Origin of the sequence: Alkalilimnicola ehrlichii MLHE-1 (genome assembly GCF_000014785.1) — a bacterium.
Classification (GTDB): Bacteria; Pseudomonadota; Gammaproteobacteria; order Nitrococcales; family Halorhodospiraceae; genus Alkalilimnicola; species Alkalilimnicola ehrlichii.
Map to the genome: position 1 here is coordinate 174,582 of NC_008340.1, position 20,789 is coordinate 195,370.

At 68.7% G+C, this 20,789-nt stretch carries 14 protein-coding genes; 8 read left to right on the top strand and 6 right to left on the bottom strand.

Annotation, left to right across the window (positions count from 1 at the left end; translation table 11 throughout):
- Nucleotides 1-300: 300 nt before the first annotated feature.
- The 5 genes from MLG_RS00745 (at nucleotide 301) to MLG_RS00765 (ending at nucleotide 7,029) form a co-directional block, all read left to right on the top strand.
- Entirely contained in the window at nucleotides 301-1,203 is a 903-nt protein-coding gene (locus MLG_RS00745) for a ThiF family adenylyltransferase (protein WP_011627902.1), read from the top strand.
- Complete coding sequence (locus MLG_RS00750) at nucleotides 1,200-2,009, top strand: outer membrane lipoprotein-sorting protein (protein ID WP_011627903.1); 810 nt, start codon at nucleotides 1,200-1,202, stop codon at nucleotides 2,007-2,009. Before MLG_RS00745 ends, MLG_RS00750 begins: the two co-directional genes overlap by 4 nt.
- 64 nt (nucleotides 2,010-2,073) lie before the next feature.
- Nucleotides 2,074-3,426 (top strand): hypothetical protein, encoded by a 1,353-nt coding sequence (locus tag MLG_RS00755; RefSeq protein ID WP_408626114.1) that lies wholly within the window; start codon nucleotides 2,074-2,076, stop codon nucleotides 3,424-3,426.
- Nucleotides 3,426-5,681, top strand: coding sequence for an efflux RND transporter permease subunit (locus MLG_RS00760; protein WP_011627905.1), 2,256 nt, complete (start codon nucleotides 3,426-3,428; stop codon nucleotides 5,679-5,681). Before MLG_RS00755 ends, MLG_RS00760 begins: the two co-directional genes overlap by 1 nt.
- Nucleotides 5,682-6,051: 370 nt before the next feature.
- A complete protein-coding gene (locus MLG_RS00765; protein ID WP_011627906.1) occupies nucleotides 6,052-7,029 on the top strand; it encodes a hypothetical protein in 978 nt (325 codons plus the stop codon).
- Nucleotides 7,030-7,578: 549 nt separating this feature from the next.
- Here the strand turns inward: MLG_RS00765 and prsT are convergent.
- From prsT to MLG_RS00790, 5 genes are read right to left on the bottom strand one after another with little or no spacing between them, the layout of a single operon-like run.
- A complete protein-coding gene (gene prsT, locus MLG_RS00770) occupies nucleotides 7,579-10,446 on the bottom strand; it encodes an XrtA/PEP-CTERM system TPR-repeat protein PrsT (RefSeq protein ID WP_011627907.1) in 2,868 nt (955 codons plus the stop codon).
- Nucleotides 10,447-10,454: 8 nt separating this feature from the next.
- Nucleotides 10,455-11,801, bottom strand: a complete 1,347-nt coding sequence (gene prsR / locus MLG_RS00775) for a PEP-CTERM-box response regulator transcription factor (protein ID WP_011627908.1) — start codon at nucleotides 11,799-11,801, stop codon at nucleotides 10,455-10,457.
- Between the two features lie 24 nt (nucleotides 11,802-11,825).
- The gene (gene prsK, locus MLG_RS00780) at nucleotides 11,826-13,880 is read right to left on the bottom strand and encodes an XrtA/PEP-CTERM system histidine kinase PrsK (protein WP_011627909.1); all 2,055 of its coding nucleotides are present in this window, start codon (nucleotides 13,878-13,880) and stop codon (nucleotides 11,826-11,828) included.
- Between the two features lie 19 nt (nucleotides 13,881-13,899).
- Nucleotides 13,900-15,297, bottom strand: coding sequence for a TIGR03013 family XrtA/PEP-CTERM system glycosyltransferase (locus tag MLG_RS00785; protein WP_011627910.1), 1,398 nt, complete (start codon nucleotides 15,295-15,297; stop codon nucleotides 13,900-13,902).
- 32 nt (nucleotides 15,298-15,329) lie between these two features.
- Nucleotides 15,330-15,956, bottom strand: a complete 627-nt coding sequence (locus MLG_RS00790) for an XrtA/PEP-CTERM system exopolysaccharide export protein (RefSeq protein WP_011627911.1) — start codon at nucleotides 15,954-15,956, stop codon at nucleotides 15,330-15,332.
- Between the two features lie 780 nt (nucleotides 15,957-16,736).
- On the opposite strand from MLG_RS00790, the gene MLG_RS14620 reads away from it, so the two are divergent.
- From MLG_RS14620 to galE, 3 genes are read left to right on the top strand one after another with little or no spacing between them, the layout of a single operon-like run.
- Nucleotides 16,737-17,375 (top strand): PilZ domain-containing protein, encoded by a 639-nt coding sequence (locus tag MLG_RS14620; RefSeq protein WP_011627912.1) that lies wholly within the window; start codon nucleotides 16,737-16,739, stop codon nucleotides 17,373-17,375.
- Between the two features lie 52 nt (nucleotides 17,376-17,427).
- Entirely contained in the window at nucleotides 17,428-18,171 is a 744-nt protein-coding gene (locus MLG_RS00800; RefSeq protein WP_011627913.1) for a YdcF family protein, read from the top strand.
- 21 nt (nucleotides 18,172-18,192) lie between these two features.
- Nucleotides 18,193-19,188 (top strand): UDP-glucose 4-epimerase GalE, encoded by a 996-nt coding sequence (gene galE / locus MLG_RS00805; protein ID WP_011627914.1) that lies wholly within the window; start codon nucleotides 18,193-18,195, stop codon nucleotides 19,186-19,188.
- A 14-nt stretch (nucleotides 19,189-19,202) separates the two neighbouring features.
- On the opposite strand, the gene MLG_RS00810 is transcribed toward galE, so the two are convergent.
- Entirely contained in the window at nucleotides 19,203-20,516 is a 1,314-nt protein-coding gene (locus tag MLG_RS00810; RefSeq protein ID WP_011627915.1) for a sensor domain-containing diguanylate cyclase, read from the bottom strand.
- Nucleotides 20,517-20,789 lie beyond the last annotated feature (273 nt).

Sequence of the window (20,789 nt, forward strand, 5' to 3'; positions counted from 1 at the left end):
CCCCCACCGTCACTGCGAGGAGCGAAGCGACGCGGCAGTCCAGGCGCCGCATGGATCGCCACGGGCCTCCGGCCCTCGCGATGACGGAGAGGAGGCCTGCGGCCCTCGCGATGACGGGGATGGCGCCCCCAACGTCACTGCGAGGAGCGAAGCGACGCGGCAGTCCAGGCGCCGCTTGGATCGCCACGGGCCTTCGGCCCTCGCGATGACGGGGGAAGGCCTCCGGCCCTCGCGATGACGAAGGTGGGTGCGCTCGCAACGATGGTTTCTTCACCGCTTCCCGGATGCAGGGAGCCAGCGATGGCAGGGTTTGATTACCGGACCGCCTTCACCCGCAACGTGGGCTGGGTGACCGAAGAGGAGCTGCAGCGCCTGAGGCGGGCGCGGGTGGCTATCGCCGGCCTGGGTGGCGTCGGCGGAGCCCATCTGCTCACACTGGCGCGCCTGGGTGTCGGCGCCTTTCACATCTCCGACTTCGACCACTTCGAGTTGCACAACATGAACCGTCAGGCCGGGGCCTGCATGAGCCGGTTGGGCCAGCCCAAGGTCGAGGTCCTGGCGGAGATGGCCCGCGACATCAACCCCGAACTGGACCTGACCCTGTTTCCCGAGGGCGTGGGCCGGGGGAACCTGGCAGACTTCCTGGACGGGGTCGATGTCTACGTGGACGGCCTGGATTTTTTCGCCTTCGAGGCCCGCCGGCAGGTGTTCGCAGAGGTGGCCCGCCGGGGTATCCCCGCCGTCACGGTGGCCCCCCTGGGCATGGGCGGGGCGTTGCTTAACTTCGACCCGCAGGGCATGAGCTTCGACGCCTATTTCGACCTGCGCGACGGGCTCTCCGATGAGGACCTGGCGCTGCGCTTCATGATGGGCCTGGCCCCGGCCATGCTGCACATGGGCTACCTGGCCGATGCGGCGGCGGTGGATCTGGGCGCCCAGCGAGGGCCTTCCACCCCGATGGCCTGCGACCTGTGTGCCGGCATCATGGGCACCGAGGTGCTCAAGATCCTGCTGGGTCGCGGGCGGGTGGTCTGGGCCCCCCGGGGGATGCACTTTGACGCCTACCGGCAGCGCCTGGCTCACACCTGGCGCCCCGGGGGCAACCGCAACCCCTTGCAACGGCTGCTGATGGCCATCGCCCGGCGGCGACTGGCGAAACTGCGCACGGCCCAGCGGCCGGCGCAGACTGGAGGTGCACGATGAGCGAATGGTGGCGTGGCCGGTTTCTCGCCGGTGGCGTTTTGATCCTGGCCCTGGCCGGGCCGGTAGCTGCCGACGAGGAGGCGGGCCGGGCCCTGGCCCAGGCGGTCTATGACCGGCCGGATGGCGACGACGCAGTCACCCGCGGCCGCATGGTGCTCGGCGGCGAGGGCCGGCGTGAGCGGGTGCGTGAGAGTTATGAATACCGCCTGGACGGCGACGACGGCGAGAGCTGGAACCTCATCCGGTTCACCCACCCCGCCAACATCGCGGATACCGGGTTGCTGGTCCACAACCGGCCGGACGACGCCAGCGACCAGTGGCTGTTTCTGCCGGCGGCCCAGCGGGTGCGCCGGATTAGCAGCGAGAACCGGGGCGGCAGCTTCGTGCAGTCGGAGCTCTGGTTCGAGGACCTGGAGGACCGCGAGCCCCACGAGGACACCCACCGTCTTCTGGGGGAGGACCACTACCAGGGGGTGGAGGTCAAGCTGCTGGCGAGCGTCCCTGTCGACCCCGATAATTCGGTCTATAGCAAGCGGCTGAGCTGGGTGCATCCCGATACCCTGATCCCGCTGCGCATCGACTTCTACCAGTCCGGCGAGGAGCCGGTGAAGCGCCTGACGGTGGATCGCATCGAGCGGATTCAGGGGTACTGGACAGTGATGCGCAGCACCATGGCCGACCTGCGCCGCGGCCGGGAAACCACACTGGAAGTCGAGGAAGTGGTGTATGACCAGGGACTGCCCCGTGACCTGTTCACCAGCCGGGCCCTCTCCGACCCGACTCTGGAGCGTGACTATCGCCCCTGAGCGCGAGCGCACGCATTGGACCGGCTTCGTGTTGTCCTGTGTCATCCTGGCGCTGCTGTTGGCCGTGCTACTGACGGCCCCCGCCGCCGCAGAGGACGTGCTGATCTTCGGCGAGCCGGACCCGGACGAGCCGGAACCGCCGGAGGCGGAGGCCGCCGAGATGCCCTCCCCCTGGGACACCCGCATCGAGCGCGGCCTGCTGGAGCTGGGCCAACTGGCCGCCAACCGGCGCACCGCCGATTTCAGCCACCACGGTCGGGCCGAGTTCCGCGCCGGCCGCACGCTGGCCGGAGACTGGGAGCTGCGCCTGGGCGCCCGCCTGGACGGCCACTGGCAGGGCGGGGGCGAGCGCTCCGGCGTCTCGCGGTTGGACGCCGACTACGCCGAGAACTGGCTGCGTTACCGGGGCCGCGATTGGCGGCTCACCGTCGGGACCCAGCGGGTACTCTGGGGGCGGGTGGATGAGATCCCGCCCACCGACCGCCTGAGCACCAAGGACCTCACCCGCTTTGCGCTGGACGAGATGGTGGACCGGCGACGGACCAATCCCGCTGTCCGCCTGGAGTTCTACCAGGCCGGCTGGGCGGTGGACCTGCTGTTCCTGCCGCTCTTCCGCCCCGCGGAGCTGCCCGACCGGGACAGCGTCTGGCATCCGGTGGACCGCGAGCGTGGCCGGCTCTTCGGCCTCCCGGCGGACCCCGCCCTGGCACCCTTCATCCGTGACGCCCGCATCGACGACGATGTCTCCGGCGATGGCGATGGCGGGGGCGGGGTGCGCCTTAGCCGCGGCGGCGCCGGTGCGGACTTCGCCCTCACCCTCCAGCGTGCGCGCCACTCCCAGCCCCACTACCGGGTGGACGACGCCACCCGCGCCGCCCTGCTGGGCGCGGGCCCGCCGCCGGATCGGCCCACGTTGCATGCCGAGCACCCGCGCACCTGGGTGGTGGGCGGCGACCTGGCCACGGAACTGGGCGCCTGGACCCTGCGTGCCGAGGCCGCCTGGCTCAGTGACGTGCCGGTCACCCGGGCCGATGACCTGCGCCAGCGGACGGTGGCGGGTTTTGACTGGGTGCTGGGCGTGGAGGGCTTTCCCGGGGATCGCGACTTCCGCACCACCCTGCAGGTGGCCGGGCAGCACCTGGACGGTGCCGGGGGGGTGCTGGAGGCGCGCGAGGCCTACTACCTGACCGGCGAACTGGAAAACCCCTTCGCCGACCACCAGTGGCGGGCCCGGGTGCGCTTCTCCGCGGGGCTCGACCGCCGCGATGTCTATCTGAACCCGGAACTGGCCTGGATCGGCTTCGAACCCCACGAGTTCTACGCCGGCCTGCACTGGTTGGACGGGCGTGATGACACCGCTGGCGGGTTTTACCGGGACAACCGCATGCTGGTGCTGGGCTGGCGGGGACAGTTCTGATGCGCTGGCTGCTGGACCGCCCCCGTCTTGCCCTGGCCGTGCTCGCGCTGCTGGTGCTGGGGCCGGGGCCGATGCTGCTGCAGGTCAACCTGGACAACGCGCCGGAGGCCTATTTCCCGCTGGACGCCCCGGCAGTGGTGCTGGACAACGAGCTGCGGGAGGAATTCCCCCAGGATCAGGTGCTGGTGGCGCTGTTCGAGGGGGAGCACCTGTTCGAGGCGGATTTCCTTGGCCGGCTGCACGCCCTCGCCGAGGCCCTGGAGGGCAAGGAGCGGGTGGAGCGGGTGCTCGGCCTGACCAGCACCGACCACATCCGCGCCACGGCGGACGGCTTTGCCGTGGAACCGCTGGTGGACGCCTCCGCGCTGGACCGGTTCGACCCCGCGGGCTGGCGCGCGCGGGCGCTGGGCGACACCTTTGCCCCCGGCCTGATTGTCGCCCACGACGGGGAGGCCACGGCCCTGGTGGTCCGCCCCCACGTGCTGGAGGACAGCCTGCAGCGCCTGGAGCTGGAGCAGTCGCTGCGCCGCGCCATCAAGGCCCACGGCCTGAGCGCGGAGCTGACCGCCATCGCCGGCCATGTGGCGCTGGACGTGGCCCAACTCCGGGCCATGATCGGCGACCTGGCCCTGCTGGTGCCCGGCACCATGGGCATCGGCCTGCTGCTGCTCTGGTGGTTGTTCCGGCGCTGGCTGGTGGTGGGGCTGGCCGCGGCCACCATCAGCGCCGTCACCGGCTCGGCGCTTACCCTGCTGGTAGTCACCGGCAAGCCCTTCACCCTGATCACCGCCATCATGCCGCCGCTGCTCACCGCGCTGACGGTGGCGATGATGATGCATTACTTCAACGCCGTGCTGCACGCCGCCCAGCGCGGTTACACCGGCCGCGCCCGGGTGGAGGCGGCCTTGCAGGCCGTGGCCCGGCCCACCCTGTTCATGGCCCTGACCACCGCCGCCGGCCTGGCCTCGCTCAGCGTCAGCCCCATCCGCCCCATCGAGGCCTTCGGCCAGGTCTCCGCCTTTGGGGTGCTGGTGGCCGCCGCCTGCGTACTCGGGCTGCTGCCGCCGATCCTGGCCCGGTATGATCGCGGCCCCTGGGTGCGGCAGCAGCGGGGCATGCGCCGGCTCGACGGCTTCCTGCGGCTGGCCGCGCACCTGGCGGTACGCCGGGCCGGCTGGGTGGTGGCCGCGGCGGTGCTGGTCTTCGCTGTCGCCATCCCGCAGATCCGCCACGTGGAGGTGGAAACCGATCTTTACGCCTTCTTCGACGAGGGCCACGAGATCACCCGCGCCACCCGCCAGGTGGAGGAGCGCCTCGCCGGGGTGATGGCCATGGAGGTGGTCTTCGACGGCCCCGACTGGGACAGCCTGATGGCGCCGGAGCGGCTGCAGGCCATCCACGCGGTGCAGGCCTGGCTGGATGCCCGCCCGGAGGTGGATTACAGCCTGTCGCTGCCGGATCTGGTGGCGGAGATGCACTGGGCCTTCAACGAGGAGGACCCGGACTACCGCGCCGTGCCCGACAACGAACCGCTGGTCGCCCAGTACCTGTTCATCTACGACGGCCAGGACCTGTGGGACGTGGTGGACCGCGACTTCACCCGCAGCCGGCTGTTGCTCAACCTCAACGCCACCGGTGCCCAGGAACTCAATACCCTGATGGCTGACCTGCGGGGCCACCTGGAGGCCGAACCGCCGGCCGATCTGGCGTGGGATATCGCCGGTATGGGCCGGCTGTTCGCGGATCAGGAGCGGCTGCTGATCCAGGGGCAGTTGCACAGCTTGATGGTCGTGGTGGCGCTGCTCGCCGTGCTGATGCTCCTGATGTGGCGGTCCGTCTCCGTGGCCGCCGTCAGTATGGTGCCCAACCTCACCCCCATCGTGCTCATCTTCTCGCTGATGGGTCTGCTGGGTATCTGGCTGGACATGGCCACCGCCATGATCGCCAGTGTCGCGGTGGGGATCGCCGTGGACGACACCATCCACATCCTCCATGCTTACCTGCGCCGCCGGCGCGCCGGCAGCCCGGCGGCCTGGGCGGTGGCCCGCAGCTTCCGCCAGAGCGGGCGGGCGGTGACGGCCACCACCCTGGTGTTGATCGCCCAGTTCCTGCTGGTGGCCCTGTCGGACTTCCAGCCCACCCAGAGCTTCGGCCTGCTCACGGCCTTCGGGCTGGCAGCGGCGCTGGTGTACGACCTGCTGGTGCTGCCGGCAGTGCTGGTGCTGCTGAGCCGGGTCCAACGGTTGAAAGAATGAAGCCAGTGGGGGTTGTCGGCCGGCTTTACAGCGATGGGTGATCGATAACCGACTGGTTTGTCGAGATTTTCCTGGGCCTCTGTGCTGCAGGCCCCGTTGCCCCCGGAATCTCCCCCGATTCGCTGTCAATCCGCTTTACAGACTCCGTGCTTTCTCCGTCAGGGATGCGCTGGGACAGACCTAATTCCGGGTGGCATCTCCAGGAAGGTCGTTTGTCGCCAATAAATTCAGTCACTTGTGATGCGCTTCTGGATGATTGTTCATCTTGGCATGGTGTCTGCTTCTAGTGAACGACAAGAGGTGGTTTGCCGGCCTTAGGGCCGAACCCGCGATGGGTTCATCGCACTACATTGATCATCAGGAGAGGCTCATGAACACAAAAAGACTCATGCTCGCTTCGCTTTGCGCGGGCACCTTCGCCTTCGGCGCGGGCGCTGCATCGGCGGCGGAGATCATCGACTTTGATATCGACCTGGATGCCACGGCGGATTTCAGCGGCGGGGTTAGCGATGTTCGGCGTATCCAGTTCGACTTGAATACCCAGACCTTTCAATATGTGCAGGATCCGCTGAACCCCGTCCAAGTTGGGGATGTATTCTTCGACCGCGGTTATGGCGATGCCTCTGCGTACCGGACCTCGGGCGGTGGTTCCGCCGTTCAAGAGCCCGGAGGAGACTTTTTGGGCATTACCTACTCCATGGGGCTGCTATGGGATGAGCTCCGCGGGGTGATTACCTCGGCGGGTGCCAATGCCGCCGGTGATTGGGTGGTGACCGCCGACTACACCTCGGTGGGTCCCAACAACTTCCAGTTGTTCGTCGCGGACCTCAACCCCGGGTATGGCCAGGACTATGACGGGGCCGCCGCCCACTTCTCGGGGGGCGAGCAGGTCATGGAGATGGCGTTGGTGCAGGGTGACAGTATCCTCGAATTCGAAGGCGGTCCGGCTGGGGATTTTGTCGAGGGGACATTCACCTTCGAGTTCCAGGTGATTGACGTGTTGCCGGGCTTCTGGTTCACCAGCGATGGCGAGGACTTCGCCGATCTGATCGAGGATGACGAGGGGGCGCCCACCTTCATCGTCAGCGCCTTCGCCAGCGCCGGTACTATCCAGGAGCCGCCGCCCGAGACCTTCTTCGGCGATGACGCTAATAGCGACGCGTTCGGCGACGAGCGGGAGGGCCAGACCCTGTTCAGCGAGACCCAGTCCACCCACGATGGCAGCCTGCGCTTCGCGGTGCCGGAGCCGGGTACCCTGGCGCTGATGGGCACCGCTCTGCTGATCCTCGGTGGCCTCCTGGGTGTGGGTGGCATCCGCCGCCGCACCGGGTCGGCACAAGCGGCCTGAAGCAACCGCTGTAGGGCGCTATAATAGCCCAGTAGTTACCCGGTAAGCGTAGTGACCGACCTGAAGGGCCCCTCCCGGGGCCCTTCGTTTTTTTAGGTTACCTGTTCTTCTGTCGATGGCACCGGCTTGCCCTCACACCCGCCGCTCCGATGGCTCCGGATCCTCCGCTTCCTCCATTGCGAGCGCAGCCCCTGTCAGTCAGAGTAAGGGCTGAAGGCTTCCCCCGCCGTCATCGCGAGGGCCGAAGGCCCGTGGCGATCCAGGGCGGTAGACTGCCACGTCGGCTTCGCCTCCTCGCAGTGACGGTGGGGGCGCTCGCAGTGACGTGCCGGGCCTCGTCATTGCGGAGAGCGAGCCCCCTCACCCCTGTCATTGCGAGGAGCGGGCCCCCTCACCCCTGTCATTGCGAGGAGCGGGCCCACTCCTCCGTCATTGCGAGGAGCGAAGCGACGAAGCAATCCATTTCCCGCGGGTTGCCATGTCGTAAAGATGGCCTCGCTACGCTCGCAATGACGGACGGGGAGCGACGGAGGGCGATTGCCCCCCCGCTCAGCGCCGGATGTCCTCCAGCAGTTGCTCCGCATCATCCCGTTCCGGGAAATCGGGCTCGGCCTCAAGGAGCCGGTTCAGGCGCCGGGTTGCCGCCTCGGTATCGCCGGCCTCGCGCTCGGCCCAGGCCAGGTGGTACTGGATGGTGGGCGACTCGGGGGCCAGTTCGCCGGCCCGGGTCAGGGTCTCCAGGGCCTCCGCGGGCTGGCCTGCGTGGATCAGCACCACGCCGAGGGTGTCATGGATCTGGGCCGATTCCGGTACCAGTTCCACGGCCCGGCGGGCGTAGTCCAGTGCGCGCTCGGTGTCGCGGTCGCGCAGGAGCCAGGCGGCGTTGTTGAGGGCCAGGGCGTCGTCATTGTCCTGCGCCAGGATGCGCTCATAGGCCTGCAAGGCCTCCGCCGTGTCGCCCAAGGCGAGCTGACGGCTGGCGTACAGGTGCCAGGTGCCCCGGTCCTCCGGGTGGGCCTCCAGCCAGCGTCCCAGAGTGGCCAGGGCCTCCCCGGGGCGGTCGGCGGCGACCTGGGCCTCCGCCAGGGCGTGGACCCAGGGGCGTGGCTGCGGGTCGGCGTCGGCCAGTGCCTGCTGGTAGTGCTCAATGGCCGGCTCCAGCCGGTCGTCTGCCAGTGCCGCTTGGCCGAGCAACGCCTGAACCTCCGGGCGGTCGCCGTAGCGCTCTTGCAGCTCATCCAGGTGGGGGCGGGCATCGGCCAGCCGGCCCTGGTTGACCAGGCCCCGGGTCAGTGCCATCCGCCCCTCGTAGTGGCTGGGCTGTTGTTCCAGCAGGGCCTCCAGGGTGGCCTCGGCCCCTTCGTTGTCGTCCGCCCGGGCCTGCGCCCGCGCCAGGGCCAACTGCAGGCCGGTGTTATCGGGGGCGCGCTCGACCGCCGATTGGAGGCTCACGACGGCCTCGTCGGTCTGATTCAGGCTCATCTGCACATCGGCCAGCGCGTAAAGCAACTCCGGGTTGTCACCGTGGTGTTCGCGGGCACCCAGCAGGGTCTGCAATGCCGCCTCCCGGCGGCCCTCGTCCTCCTGGATGCGGGCCAGCATCAGGTGGGGGGGCAGGCTCTCCGGCTGCGCATCGATGGCCCGCTGCAGCCACTTCGCGGCGCCCTGGGTGTCCTGATCCTGCAGGCTGAGCATGGCCAGGCGCTGGGCGGAGCGGGCGTGTCCCGGGTGTGCTTCCTGAATACCTTCGAGCACCTGACGGCCGGCCTCGCGGTCGCCCGTCTGCAACTCCAGGTTCGCCAGGTTCATGGCCACGGAGAGGTTGTCGGGCTCCAACTCGAGGCCCTTCTTGAAGGCCTCACGCGCCTCCTCGACCCGGCCCAGCCCCATCAGCGCCGCGCCGGCGAGGCTGTGCGGACTCGCGGCGTCGGGTTGCCGTGCCTGCAGCAGCTCGGCCCGCTCCAGGGCCTCCTCGTACCGGCCGGTCTGGAGCAGGAAGAGCACCATGGTGGCGTCAAGCTGCTGAGAGGTCACATCCTGGGTGCCCGCGGCGCGCAGGGTGTCGAGCCCGGCCTCGGTCTCGCCGCTGCGCAGCAGGGCCACGGCCAGCAGCTCCTGCAGCCCGGTCTCGTCCGGGCGGGCGGCCACGGCGTTGCGCAGGGCCTGCACGCTGCGCTCCGGGTCGCCGGAGAGCATCATCAGGCGGCCCCGCAGCTCGTGCAGGTCGGCGGCATCACCGGGATAGTCCAGGCTGGCGCGGTTCAGGAACTGCAGGGCGTCGTCAAAGCGCTCCTGCTCGGCGTAGAGCGCCATGAGGGTGCGAATCCCCTGAAGCGAGCCCGGGCTCTCCTGTACATGGCGGTTGAGGAAGTGCTCCGCCTGCTCGTCGCTGCCCAGCCGGCGGAGGGTCTGGCCCAGGGCCAGCAGCGCCGCGCTGTAGCTGCGATCCATGGCCAAGGCTTCCTCGAAGCTGCGCCGGGCGTCGCCGTAGTTCTCGTTCTGGAGCGCCAGCATGCCCTCCAGGTAGGGGATGGCCGGGTGCGCGGAGCCCCCCTGGCGGAGGCCCTCAATGTCCGCCCGGGTGCCTTCGCGGTCACCCAGGTCCAGGCGCACCATGGCCCGCCGCAGGTGATCGCGGCCGGGGGCCGCCCGGTGTTCGATGGCCCGACCGTATGCCGCCTCGGCGCTCTCGTTATCGCCCATGATGCGGTGGTATCGGGCCAGCAGGCTCCAGGCCTGGCCCAGCTCCGGATCGGCATCCAGCGCCTGGTCCAGCCAGTGCTCGGCCTGTTCATGGTCGCCGGCCGCCAGTGCCAGGTGGGCCTCGGCCAGCGCGCTCAGCGCGGCGGCCGATTCATGCCCGTCCACGGCGGTCAGCTCTGACTGTGCCGGCTCGGTCCGGCCGATGGCGGCGAAGGCAACCGCCCGCAGCGCGTGGAGTCGGGCATTGGATGCTCGGTCCAGCCCCGGGGGCACGCCCATGGCCCGGATCTCGTCCAGCCGGTCCAGCTCGAACAGCGCCTCTGCCAGCGGCAGGGCGATCTCCGCCTCGTCGGCCCCCTCCTCCAGGGCGCGGCGCAATTGCCGGCGGGCCTCGTCCACATTCCCCAACGCCAGGTAGGTGAGCCCCAGGTCCCGCCGGGTGTCCGCCGCATGGGGGTTCAACTGCAGGGCATTACGAAACTCGACCCGTGCAGCTGCATAGTCCCCCTGCTCCATCCGGGACTGGGCCCGTTCCAGGTAGTCCTCCTCCGTGCTGGCGCCCATGTTGTCGCAGGCAGTGAGGCCGCCGCCGAGGGTGATACAGAAGGCCAGGACGCCCAGGCGCCGCCGCCAGCCGGCGCCATGCATGCGCTCGGCGTGATTGATGGGGCGGAGCGCACGGGTGATACGGGAGCGTTGCGGGCGTTTCTTCATGATGAGCGTTACCTGAGTTCAAACTTGTCGAGTAGGCTGTACAGCGTCGGCCGGGTGATGCCCAGCAGGTCTGCCGCCTGGGCAATGTTGCCGTTGACGCGGCCCATGGCGGTGACCACGGCGTCGTATTCGGCCTGGTCCCGTGCCTCGCGCAGCAGGCGGGGTTTTTCCGGTTCCTCAGAAGAGGATAGGCCGAGATCCTCGGCGGTGATCCGTGGCCCGTCGGCCATGATGACCGCCCGTCGGATGACGTTTTCCAGTTCGCGGACATTGCCTGGCCAGGTATAGCCCTGGATGGCGTCGATGGCGCCGCTGGTGAAGCCCTTGCGCGGCTTGCGCTGCTCGCGGGCGAAGCGCTCGAGAAAGGCGTGCGCCAGCAGGCTGGGGTCGCCCTTGCGCTGGTGCAGGGGCGGGATGTCGATGCTGATCTCGCTGATCCGGTAGTAGAGGTCCTCGCGGAAATCACCGGTCTTGATCAGCCGGGCCAGATCCTGGTTGGTGGCTCCCACCACGCGGATATCCACCGGGATCTCGCGCCGGCCGCCCAGCCGTTCCACGGTGCGCTCCTGCAGGAAGCGTAGCAGCTTGGCCTGAAGGCTCAGTGGCAGGTCGCCGATTTCGTCCAGGAACAGTGTGCCCTGGTCGGCGTGCTCGATCTTGCCGATGGTCTGCCGGGTGGCGCCGGTGAAGGCGCCCTTTTCATACCCGAACAGCTCGCTCTCCAGCAGGTTCTCGGGGATGGCGGCGCAGTTGATGGCGACGAACCGCTTGCCGGCCCGGTTACTGAGGTCGTGGACGGCCCGGGCCAGCACCTCCTTGCCGGTGCCGCTGTCGCCAAGCAGCAGCACGGTGGCGTCGGAGGGCGCCACCCGCTCGACCATGCGGCAGACCCGCAGCATCCCCGGGTCAGTGGTGATTACCCCGGCCAGGGGCGACTCGCCGCCGCGGGCCAGCCGCCGGTTCTCCTCCTCCAGCTCGTAGAGTCGGGCGGCCCGATCCACAATCAGGCGCAGCATGTCGGCGTCCACTGGCTTGATGTAAAAGTCGTAGGCGCCCAGCGCCACCGCCTGCAGGGCGTTGGCGCGATCATCGTTGCCGGTGACCACAATGACCTTGGTCTCCGGCGCCACGGAGAGGATCTCCTCCAGCACGGCCAGCCCCTCGGAGGCATTGGCCGGGTCCGGCGGCAGGCCCAGGTCGAGGGTGACCAACTGCGGTGCGTGACGGCGCACCTGGGCCATGGCGCTGGCACGGTCGGCGGCCAGCAGGACGTCATAGCCCTCGAAGCACCAGCGCAGTTGGCTTTGCAGTCCCTGGTCGTCCTCGACGATGAGTAGTTTAAGCGCCTCGGCCACTGATTCCTCCTCTGATGACGGGCGTCAAGATGCCTGCACCGCTGCCGCGCCGCTGGCCCGGGCGGGCAGTTTCACAGTGAAGGTGGTGCCCTGCTCGGGTTTGCTGGCGACCTCCAGCCGGCCGCCCATGCGGACAATGTGTTCGCGGGCCTCGTACACGCCGATGCCCATGCCGGCATTGCCCTTGGTGGTCTGGAACGGGCGGAACAGGCGGCGCTGCATGAAGTCCTCGGCCATGCCGCAGCCGTTGTCCGCCACCTCAATAATGGCCCATGGCCCGTCTTTGTACAGGGTTAAGCGGACCCAGCCCTCGTCCGGGGTGGCCTCCTGGGCATTGCGGACCAAGTGCAGCAGGACATTCAGCAGGCCCTCGTGGTCGCCCAGCACCTCGCTGTCCGCCTTGATACGCAGTTCCGGTGCCGGTCGCAGGTCCTGGCTGTGGGTCATCACCTCGTCGAGCAACGCCCGCAGGCTGAGTGGGTGCAGGGGGGCGTCCGCACGCGGCTGGGCCTTGCGCAACTGGGCCTGGGTGCGGTCCAGCCGGTCGCGGGCATTGGCGATGGTGCGGAAGGCGTCCGCCACGAACTCGGGGTTGTCCTTGTGGCGTTCGGCGTTGGAGCAGACCAGGGAGAGCTGCGCCGAGACGTTCTTCAGGTCGTGGACCAGGAAGGCCGCCAGACGGTGGAAGGTCTCGAACTGGCGGGCCTCCAGCAGCGCCTCGTTGGCCTGTACCAGGGCGACGTAGACGGCGAGCTGGCGGCCCGCGGTCTTGAGCAGGTCGCGGTCCTCCCAGTCGATCCCGCGTGGCGCCCGCGGCTGAGAGAGCACCACAAAGCCCACCAGCTCGTCGTCCTTGAGCAGGGGGATGACCAGCCAGTGGCGGGGGTTGTCCACCAGCCACCCCGGCAGCGCCACGCCCTGGTAGCGGCCGGTCTCGTTGCGGTACTCATCCAGGTCGATCACCCAGCCGCTGCGGACCAGGAAGGCGACCAGCTCGCCCTCCGGCTCCTCGGGGGGGTGGTCCGGGGCCCCCAGATTAAGCACCCCGTCCAGGGTGTAGGCGCCATCGTCCCCACGTGCCCAGAGCAGGCCCCCGGGGCTGTCCACCATCTCCGCGATGGCAAGGACGGCGCGCTGCCGGAAAGGCATGTCCACGTCCTCCGTGGACAGGGTGCCTGTGAAGCGCAGCCACTCCTGGCGGTAGTCGTACTTATAGCTGAAGAAATGCTTGGTCAGCAGCACCTTGAGGCGCGCGCGGAAGCTGCCGGAGAAGAGCACCAGCGCCAGCAACAGCCCTGCACCGAACAGGAACACCACCTGCAGCGCGGCCCCCAGCTCGCCGCCGAAGTGGCGCAGGTAGTAGCCGGCACTGGCCACCGCCAGCAGGTAGAGTCCGGCCCCCACCAGGGTGGCGGTGTGGAAGAGCAGGTGGCGGGAGACGGTGGGCCCCTCCTGGCGCGGCAGGGCGCGGGCCATGGACAGGGCCAGCAGCGGCACCACCAGGGCGTTGGCCAGGCCGCGGGCCTGCCAGGAGGGGCTGTTCAGGGTGCCGAACAGGGCCAGGTCAGCGAACAGGAAGAGGTCGAAGGCGAACAGACCGCCCAGCCCCAGGCAGAGCGGCTTGATCTCCCAACGGCGTTGGGGCGGGGTGTTGCGGTAGGTCTGCTCGACCAGCACCAGGCCGCCGATGGCCAGCGCCAGCATGGCGACCGCCTGCCAGGCCTCCAGCCCCGGCCAGGCCACCGGGACGAGGAGCAGCAGCAGGAAGCCGGCCACCACCGCCACCCAGCGCCGGAAGGCGGCCGGCAGGGCGTGCCGGGTACCGGCGTTGCTGGCCAGCAGGGTGAGCAGCACCACGAACCAGGCGCCGTTGCGCGCCAGCTCGAGGACACCCGCGGAGAGTAGGGCTTGACCGCCGTGGGTGTGGGCCAACACGGTGAGGTAGCCGGCCCACAAGGCCGAGGCCAGTGAGGCGCCGGCCACCCATAGCGCGGAGGTTCGGTCCCGCCAGCGCAGCAGGATGGTGGCCGCCAGGCCGAGGAATGCCAGGGTGGCGATCAGGTAGCTTGCCGCGGCCATCTCAGTTTACCCGGGGCACTCAGCGGGCCCCCCGCCCGAACAGGACGACCTTGACGGTTTCCAGCAGGATGACGATGTCCAGGAACAGGGTGTGGTTCTTGACGTAGTAGAGGTCGTACTGGAGCTTCTCCCGCGCATCGTGCACCGAGGCGCCGTAGGCGTAACGCACCTGTGCCCAGCCGGTGATGCCAGGGCGGATGCTGTGCCGTGCCAGGAAATAGGGGATCTGCTCACTGAGCTGCTCGACGAAGAAGGGCCGCTCCGGCCGTGGGCCGACGAAGGACATCTCGCCCTTGAAGACATTGATGACCTGGGGCAGTTCGTCGATGCGCAGCTTACGGATGACGCGCCCGACGCGGGTGATGCGGTCGTCGTCGCCTTGTGCCCAGCGGGCCACGCCGTCGCGCTCCGCATCCTGGCGCATGCTACGGAACTTGTAGATGTCGAACGGCTCATTGCCCTGACCCACCCGGGTCTGGCGGTAAAAGACCGGTCCGGGGCTGTCCAGGCGGATGGCCAGGGCGGTGATCAGGATCACCGGAAGGGTGAGCAGCAGCAGGACGGAACTGGCCGTCAGGTCGAAGCAGCGCTTGACGGTGTTGCGGAAGCGGTCCTGGCGGAAGCCGCTGCCGAACACGAGCCAGCTGGTGTTCAGTGAGTCGAGCCGGAGTTGTTGGCGCTCACGCTCGAAGAAGGTGGAGATGTCGGTGATCCGTGCCCCATGCAGCTTGCAGTCCAGCAGCTCGCGGATGGGCAGGTTGCCCCGCCGGTCGCGTACCGCAACCACCAGTTCATGGGCCCGGTGCTCACGCATCAGATCCAGCAGCGTTTGCCCCTCCTCCCGGTGGATAACCCGGCTGGGGCACATGTCCACATGGCCGTCGTCGACCGGCGCGATGTACGCCAGCACCTTGTAGGGCAGCTCCTCCGGCCGCTTGTCCGGGTGCACGTGCTCCACCGCGGCAGCCCGGGAGCCGGTGCCCAGCACCAGCAGCCGGTGTTTGAACGCCTCCTGGGCGGTCACACTGCGGTAGAGGCTGCGCTCTGCCACCAGCCCCACCGAGGCCAGCGCCAGGCCGATGGAGATGGTGCCGTTCTGCAGCGTGGCCGCCGGGGCGACCAGCCCGTAGGCGGCGACGATGCCCAGGGCGACCAGCAGGCCCACGGCGATGCGCAGCACCACCAGATGCCAGCCCTGGATCGCCACCAGTTGGTCGGGTTCGTACAGGCCCAGCAGGCTGAGGCTGAGCAGGGCGATCAGGGCGGTGGCCAGCAGTTCCATGGTGACCGCCCCGGGCACCAGGCTGCCGTCGGCCTGCACCAGCAGGGCCAGGGCCAGACAGCCGTAGATGATCAGCCCCTCCACACCGGCAAGCAGCAGCACCTTGCGTGGCACGTGGTGTCCGAAGATGCGCACCGTGGCCGTTCCTCGCGATCCGTGCTAAGTGGTTAAAAGAAGCGTTCCGGGATAATTAGGGTATCGCCCGGCAACACGTCGACATTGGCGGTGATGTCGCCGCCATTGACCAGGTCGTCGAGACGCACCCGGTACTGCTTCCGCTCTCCGTTTTCGTGGCGGATGATCACCGCCCGGTTGCCGGCGGCGAAATCGGTGATACCCCCGACTGCGATCATCACGTCCAGCACCGTCATGTGCTCGCGGTACTGCAGGGCCTGGGGCTGCGCCGCCTGACCGATCACCCGCACCTGGCGGTCGTAGGGGCCGGCGAAGCCGGTGACCACCACCGTGACCACCGGGTCACGGATGTAACGGCTGAGCTCTTCCTCCATGGTCCGCGCCAGCTCGGTGGGGGTAACGCCGCTGGCCTGCACGTCCTCGACCAGGGGCGTGGTGATCTGGCCGTCTGGGCGGACGGGGACCGAGGTGGACAGGTCCGGGTTACGCCAGACGCTGACGTTGAGGGTGTCCCCCGGCCCGATGATGTATTGGTCCAGATGGCGCTCCTCGACCTCGTTGGGCGCATCCGGGTGGGTGCCGGCGCAGGCCGCCAGCAGGCCGCCCAGCCAGAGGACGCAGAGGCCTCGCCAGAATCCGGGACGCCCAAATCGAGACATGTCCTTACTCCTTATCATCATCGTGTTCTCTGAAGCACGGCTTATGAGCACCGGAATATGTGCTCCCGGTATCCAAAGTGAAGCACAGGTTGCGTCAGGTTCCAGCGGTGCTGATCCCGGACATCGAGCGGTGATACCCCGGTCACACCGGCCAGGGGCTGCACATCCGACGCTGTATGCTACACCTAAGTATGACTAATACGAGTTAATTGGGCGTGATGAAAGGGTAGAGCCACCGCCACCGTCACGGCGAGCGGCGGGTTCGCTGCCACCGTCACGGCGAGCGGAGGGTTCGCTGCCATCGCCACGGCGAGGGGCGGGTTCGCCTCCACCGTCACTGCGAGGAGCGGGTTCGTCTCCACCGTCACTGCGAGGAGCGAAGCGACGTGGCAGTCTACCGCTCTGGATCGCCACGGGCCCTCGGCCCTCGCAATGACGAGAGGAAAGCCTTCGCCCCCACCGTCACTGCGAGGAGGCGAAGCCGACGCGGCAGTCTACCGCCCTGGATCGCCACGGGCCTTCGGCCCTCGCGATGACGGGGGTGCCCCGTTCCTCGTTGATTCGGGCCCGCGCAGCGGGGAGGGGGGCTCGCGACGACAGAAGTGAAGCGTCCGCTCCTCGCGATGAGTGAAGTGAAGCGTTCGCTCGCGATGACGGAAGGAAGCCTTGGGACAGGCGATGGCGGAAGCACTTTGCTGGCCATCAGGGTTGTTCAGCGGTTTGTCAGGGTCCGGGGCTGTCCGGGCGTGAATATGCGGGCCTATCGGGAGCCCAGTCACAATGGATATCAAGACGCTGGTCAACGAGTACCGGACGGCGTGGGAGGGCACGCTGCGGGGGCTGAACTGGCCGGAGCGCCTGAGAAAGCTGGACGAGATCCACGCCGAACTCTACAAACGGGTGGGTAACGAGATCGCCTTTCGCCGGGCCTCGCCGGAACTGGTCGCCGAGCTGATCCGCGGCCTCGGTCAGCCGCCGGTCAACAGCCTGGCGCAGGCGCGGATCTACGCCAATTCGGGCGACCCGCGCCACCGGCGGGCGTCGGAGAAATACATGGCCCAGCAGCCCCTGGGTGAGCTGGCTCGCGAGACGCCCGGGTACTCGGATGACACACCGGCCTACTGGGTGGACCGCCGACGCCACCGGCGGGTGCCGCAGGGCTGTCCGGTGAGCCTCTGGGCCCACGGCCGACGCACCGAGTGCGCGATGCGGGACCTCTCCCGGGGCGGGGCGGCGGTGGAGGATTGTGATGGATTGAACCCCGGGGATCGGGTGTCCGTGCGTATTCCCGGGTTCGGCATGAAGCTGGCGGCGGTGGTGCGCACCCGGGTCAACCGGATCGGATTGGCCTTTGAGTCGCAACTGCCCTGGGAGCCGCGGCCGGCGACCCAGCCGTCGCCGATGGCCCAGGCGCACTGAACCGTAGGCCCCCGAGCCGCCCATGCCCCGCGAAAGCCCTCCCCGGTATTGAATGGCGTTGCGTAGCCTCGCCGATTGGTTGCTGCCGCCCAGCGGGCCCTTGCTACTGGCCCTGCTGGGCCTGCTGCTGTCGCGTTGGCGCCCGGGCCGGCTGCTCCTCCTGCTGGGGCTACTGCTCGCCTGGCTCAGCGCCCTGCCGCCGGTGGGTTACGCGCTCATGGATGGTCTGCAGGCCGACTGCCCGCCGGTGCAGCCGGCGCAGTTGCGCGACGCCCAGGCCATTGTGGTGCTCGGTGCCGGTTACCGCAGCGGCGCGGACGAGTTCAGCGGCGAGACGGTGAACGACTTGGCGTTGGTGCGGCTGCGCTACGCCGCCTATCTGCACCGCGAGACCGGGCTGCCGGTGATCGCCAGCGGTGGGGCTGCCACCGATCGCGAGCCAGAGGCGCGCTGGATGGCGGAGGTGCTGGCGGAATTCGGTGTGGACCCCATACTCACGGAGAGTGAGGCGCGGGATACTTGGGGTAATGCGCAGCATACAGCAGAGCTGTTGGCCCGGCAGGGCCTGTCGCGCGTGGCGCTGGTCTCCCATGCGCACCACATGCCGCGGGCGGTCTGGGCCTTCGAGCAGGCAGGCGTAACCGTGCTGCCGGCCCCCACCGGCGCCTTTGTGCCCCACGACCGCGGCTGGTCCTGGGGGATGTTGCGGCCCCAGGCCAACGCCCTGCGCATGAGCTGGCTGGCCATGCACGAGTACCTGGGGTTATTCTGGTATCGCTGGATGCGGGGTGACTGAGGCCATGGGCCGGGGGATGCGATGCGGGTACTGGTAACCGGCGGCGCCGGATACATCGGCAGCCATGTGGTGCGCCAACTGCTGGCAGCGGGCCACGAGCCGGTGGTGTACGACAATCTGAGCACCGGCTTTGCCTGGGCGGTGGGCGAGGCGCCGCTGGTGCGGGCCGACCTGGCGGATACGGCGCAGTTGGCGGAGACCCTGGCCCGCCACGCCTTCGATGCCGTGCTCCATTTTGCCGCCCATACCGTGGTGCCGGAGTCGCTGAGCGATCCGCTTCGCTATTACGGCAACAACACCCGGAACACCTGGCAACTGCTCCAGGCCTGCCACGAGGCTGGGGTGAAGCGGTTCGTCTTCTCCTCCACCGCGGCGGTCTACGGCATGCCCGAGACCATGCCGGTGGCCGAGGACGCCCCGTTGGCGCCCATCAACCCCTATGGCGCCTCGAAGATGATGTCTGAGCGCATGCTCATGGACCTGGGGGCGGCCAGCGACCTGCGCTATGTGTGCCTGCGCTATTTCAACGTGGCCGGGGCCGAGCCGTCGGGGCGACTGGGGCAGGCGACGCCCCAGGCCACCCACCTGATCAAAGTGGCCTGCGAGGCCGCTGTCGGGCGGCGCGACGGGGTCACCGTCTTCGGCACCGACTACGCCACGCCGGACGGTACCTGTGTGCGGGACTTCATCCACGTGGAGGACCTGGCCCGGGCCCATATCCAGGCCCTGTCCCACCTAGTGGATGGCGGCGACTCGCAAGTGTTGAACTGCGGCTATGGTCGTGGCTACAGCGTGCTGGAGGTGCTGGAGGCCGTGAAGCGGCTGAGTGGCGCGGACTTTCCCGTCACCCTGGGGACGCGGCGTGCCGGCGATCCGGCGCAGGTGGTGGCGGACAACCGGCGCATCCTGCGCACTCTGGACTGGAGCCCGCGCTACGCTGACCTGGACACCATCGTCGCCCACGCCCTGGCCTGGGAGCGCGACGGGTTGCTGGCACGCCGCGGGCCCCGACGGTAACGCCGTCCCGGGCCTTAGTCCTCAGGCTGCTCGCCCTCGACGCGGTTCCGACCGCGGTCCTTGGCCCGGTAGAGGGCGTCGTCGGCCCGTTTCACCAACTGATCCAGACCCTCACCGGGTCGGAAGCTGGCCAGCCCCAGACTGACCGTGACACCGTGGGTGTCGGCGCGCGCCCTCTCCGCGATCCGGGCGCGCAGGCGTTCGGCCAGTTGCAGGGCGCTGTGCCGATCGGTGTCAGGCAGCACGATGAGGAATTCCTCCCCTCCCCAGCGGCCGATCAGGTCGACGGCCCGCAGGTTCTCCTTGCAGCGCCGGATAAGCGTTTGCAGCACCCGGTCGCCCACGTTATGGCCGTACTGGTCGTTGACGCGTTTGAAGTGGTCCACGTCCAGCAGGGCCACCGACAGGGCATCGCCGTGCCGGTTGCTCCGTTCCATCTCCCGCGCCAGGGCCTGCTCAATGCGGCGCCGGTTGAGTGCCCCGGTCAACTGATCGAAGGTGGCCTCCCGCTCCAGCGCGTCCTGGAGGGCCTTTCGCTCGCTGATGTCCTGTAGCACCCAGACGAAGCCCTGGGACAGGTCACAGGGGTCCAGCGGGCGGCCCAGCAGGGAGACGGTGATGACTTCGCCGTCGGCCCGTACGAATTCCCGTTCGATCTCCGAGGTGCGGCCCTGGCGCAGCACCGGGTAGACGGCCTCGCCGGTGGCCTCGTAGTCGGTGTGGCTCGTGTATAGGAAGGCGGTGGTCCGGCCCAACACCTCCTCCGCCCGGTAGCCGGTCATGCGCAAGAAGGCGGGGTTGCAATGCAGGATACGGCGCTCGCCGTCCAGGAACAGCAGCCCGACCGGACTGTGCTCGATGATGGCCTCCAGCGAGGCTTGGGCGGCGCGCGCCTCCGCCTCCAGGGCCTTGCGCCGGGAGATGTCCCGCCAGACGACTAGAATTTTGGACCGTTCATCTCGGTCCAGGCCGGTCAAAAGCACCTCGACCCAAATCGGACTGCCGTCCGCCTTGAGGTGCTGCCACTCAAAGCGTTGCGAACCCCGCGCCCGGGCCTGGGCCACCACCTCGCGGGACCGTTTGGCGGAGCTGTGGCCGTCGGGCTGGCAGACCGGCGAGATCTCCTCGGGGGTGCGTCCGAGCAGTTGGCCGACGTCCTCGTAGCCCAGAAGCTCGGCCGCCGCCCGGTTACAGACCACGAACCGGTGGCCCTCGATGATCAGCATGCCGTCGGGGTTTTGCTCGAATACCCGCTGGTAAAGCCGGGACTCACCCGCGGAATCGGTGGTGCGATGCTGGGTGGCTGAGGGCTGGCGATTTCGGTCCATGGATTGAGGCTAGTTCAGTTCGATCGGCAATACGATAGTATGAGGCACCTTTCTACTATACCTTGCCGGCGAACGGGAACGGCCCCTGCCACCGTCACAGCCCCCCGTCACTGCGAGGAGGCGGAGCCGACGCGGCAGTCTACCGCTCTGGATCGCCACGGCGCTGCGCGCCTCGCGATGACGGGTGGAGGGCACGTGCTGTCACAGCCCCCCCCGTCACTGCGAGGAGGCGAAGCCGACGTGGCAGTCTACCCCTCTGGATCGCCACGGGCC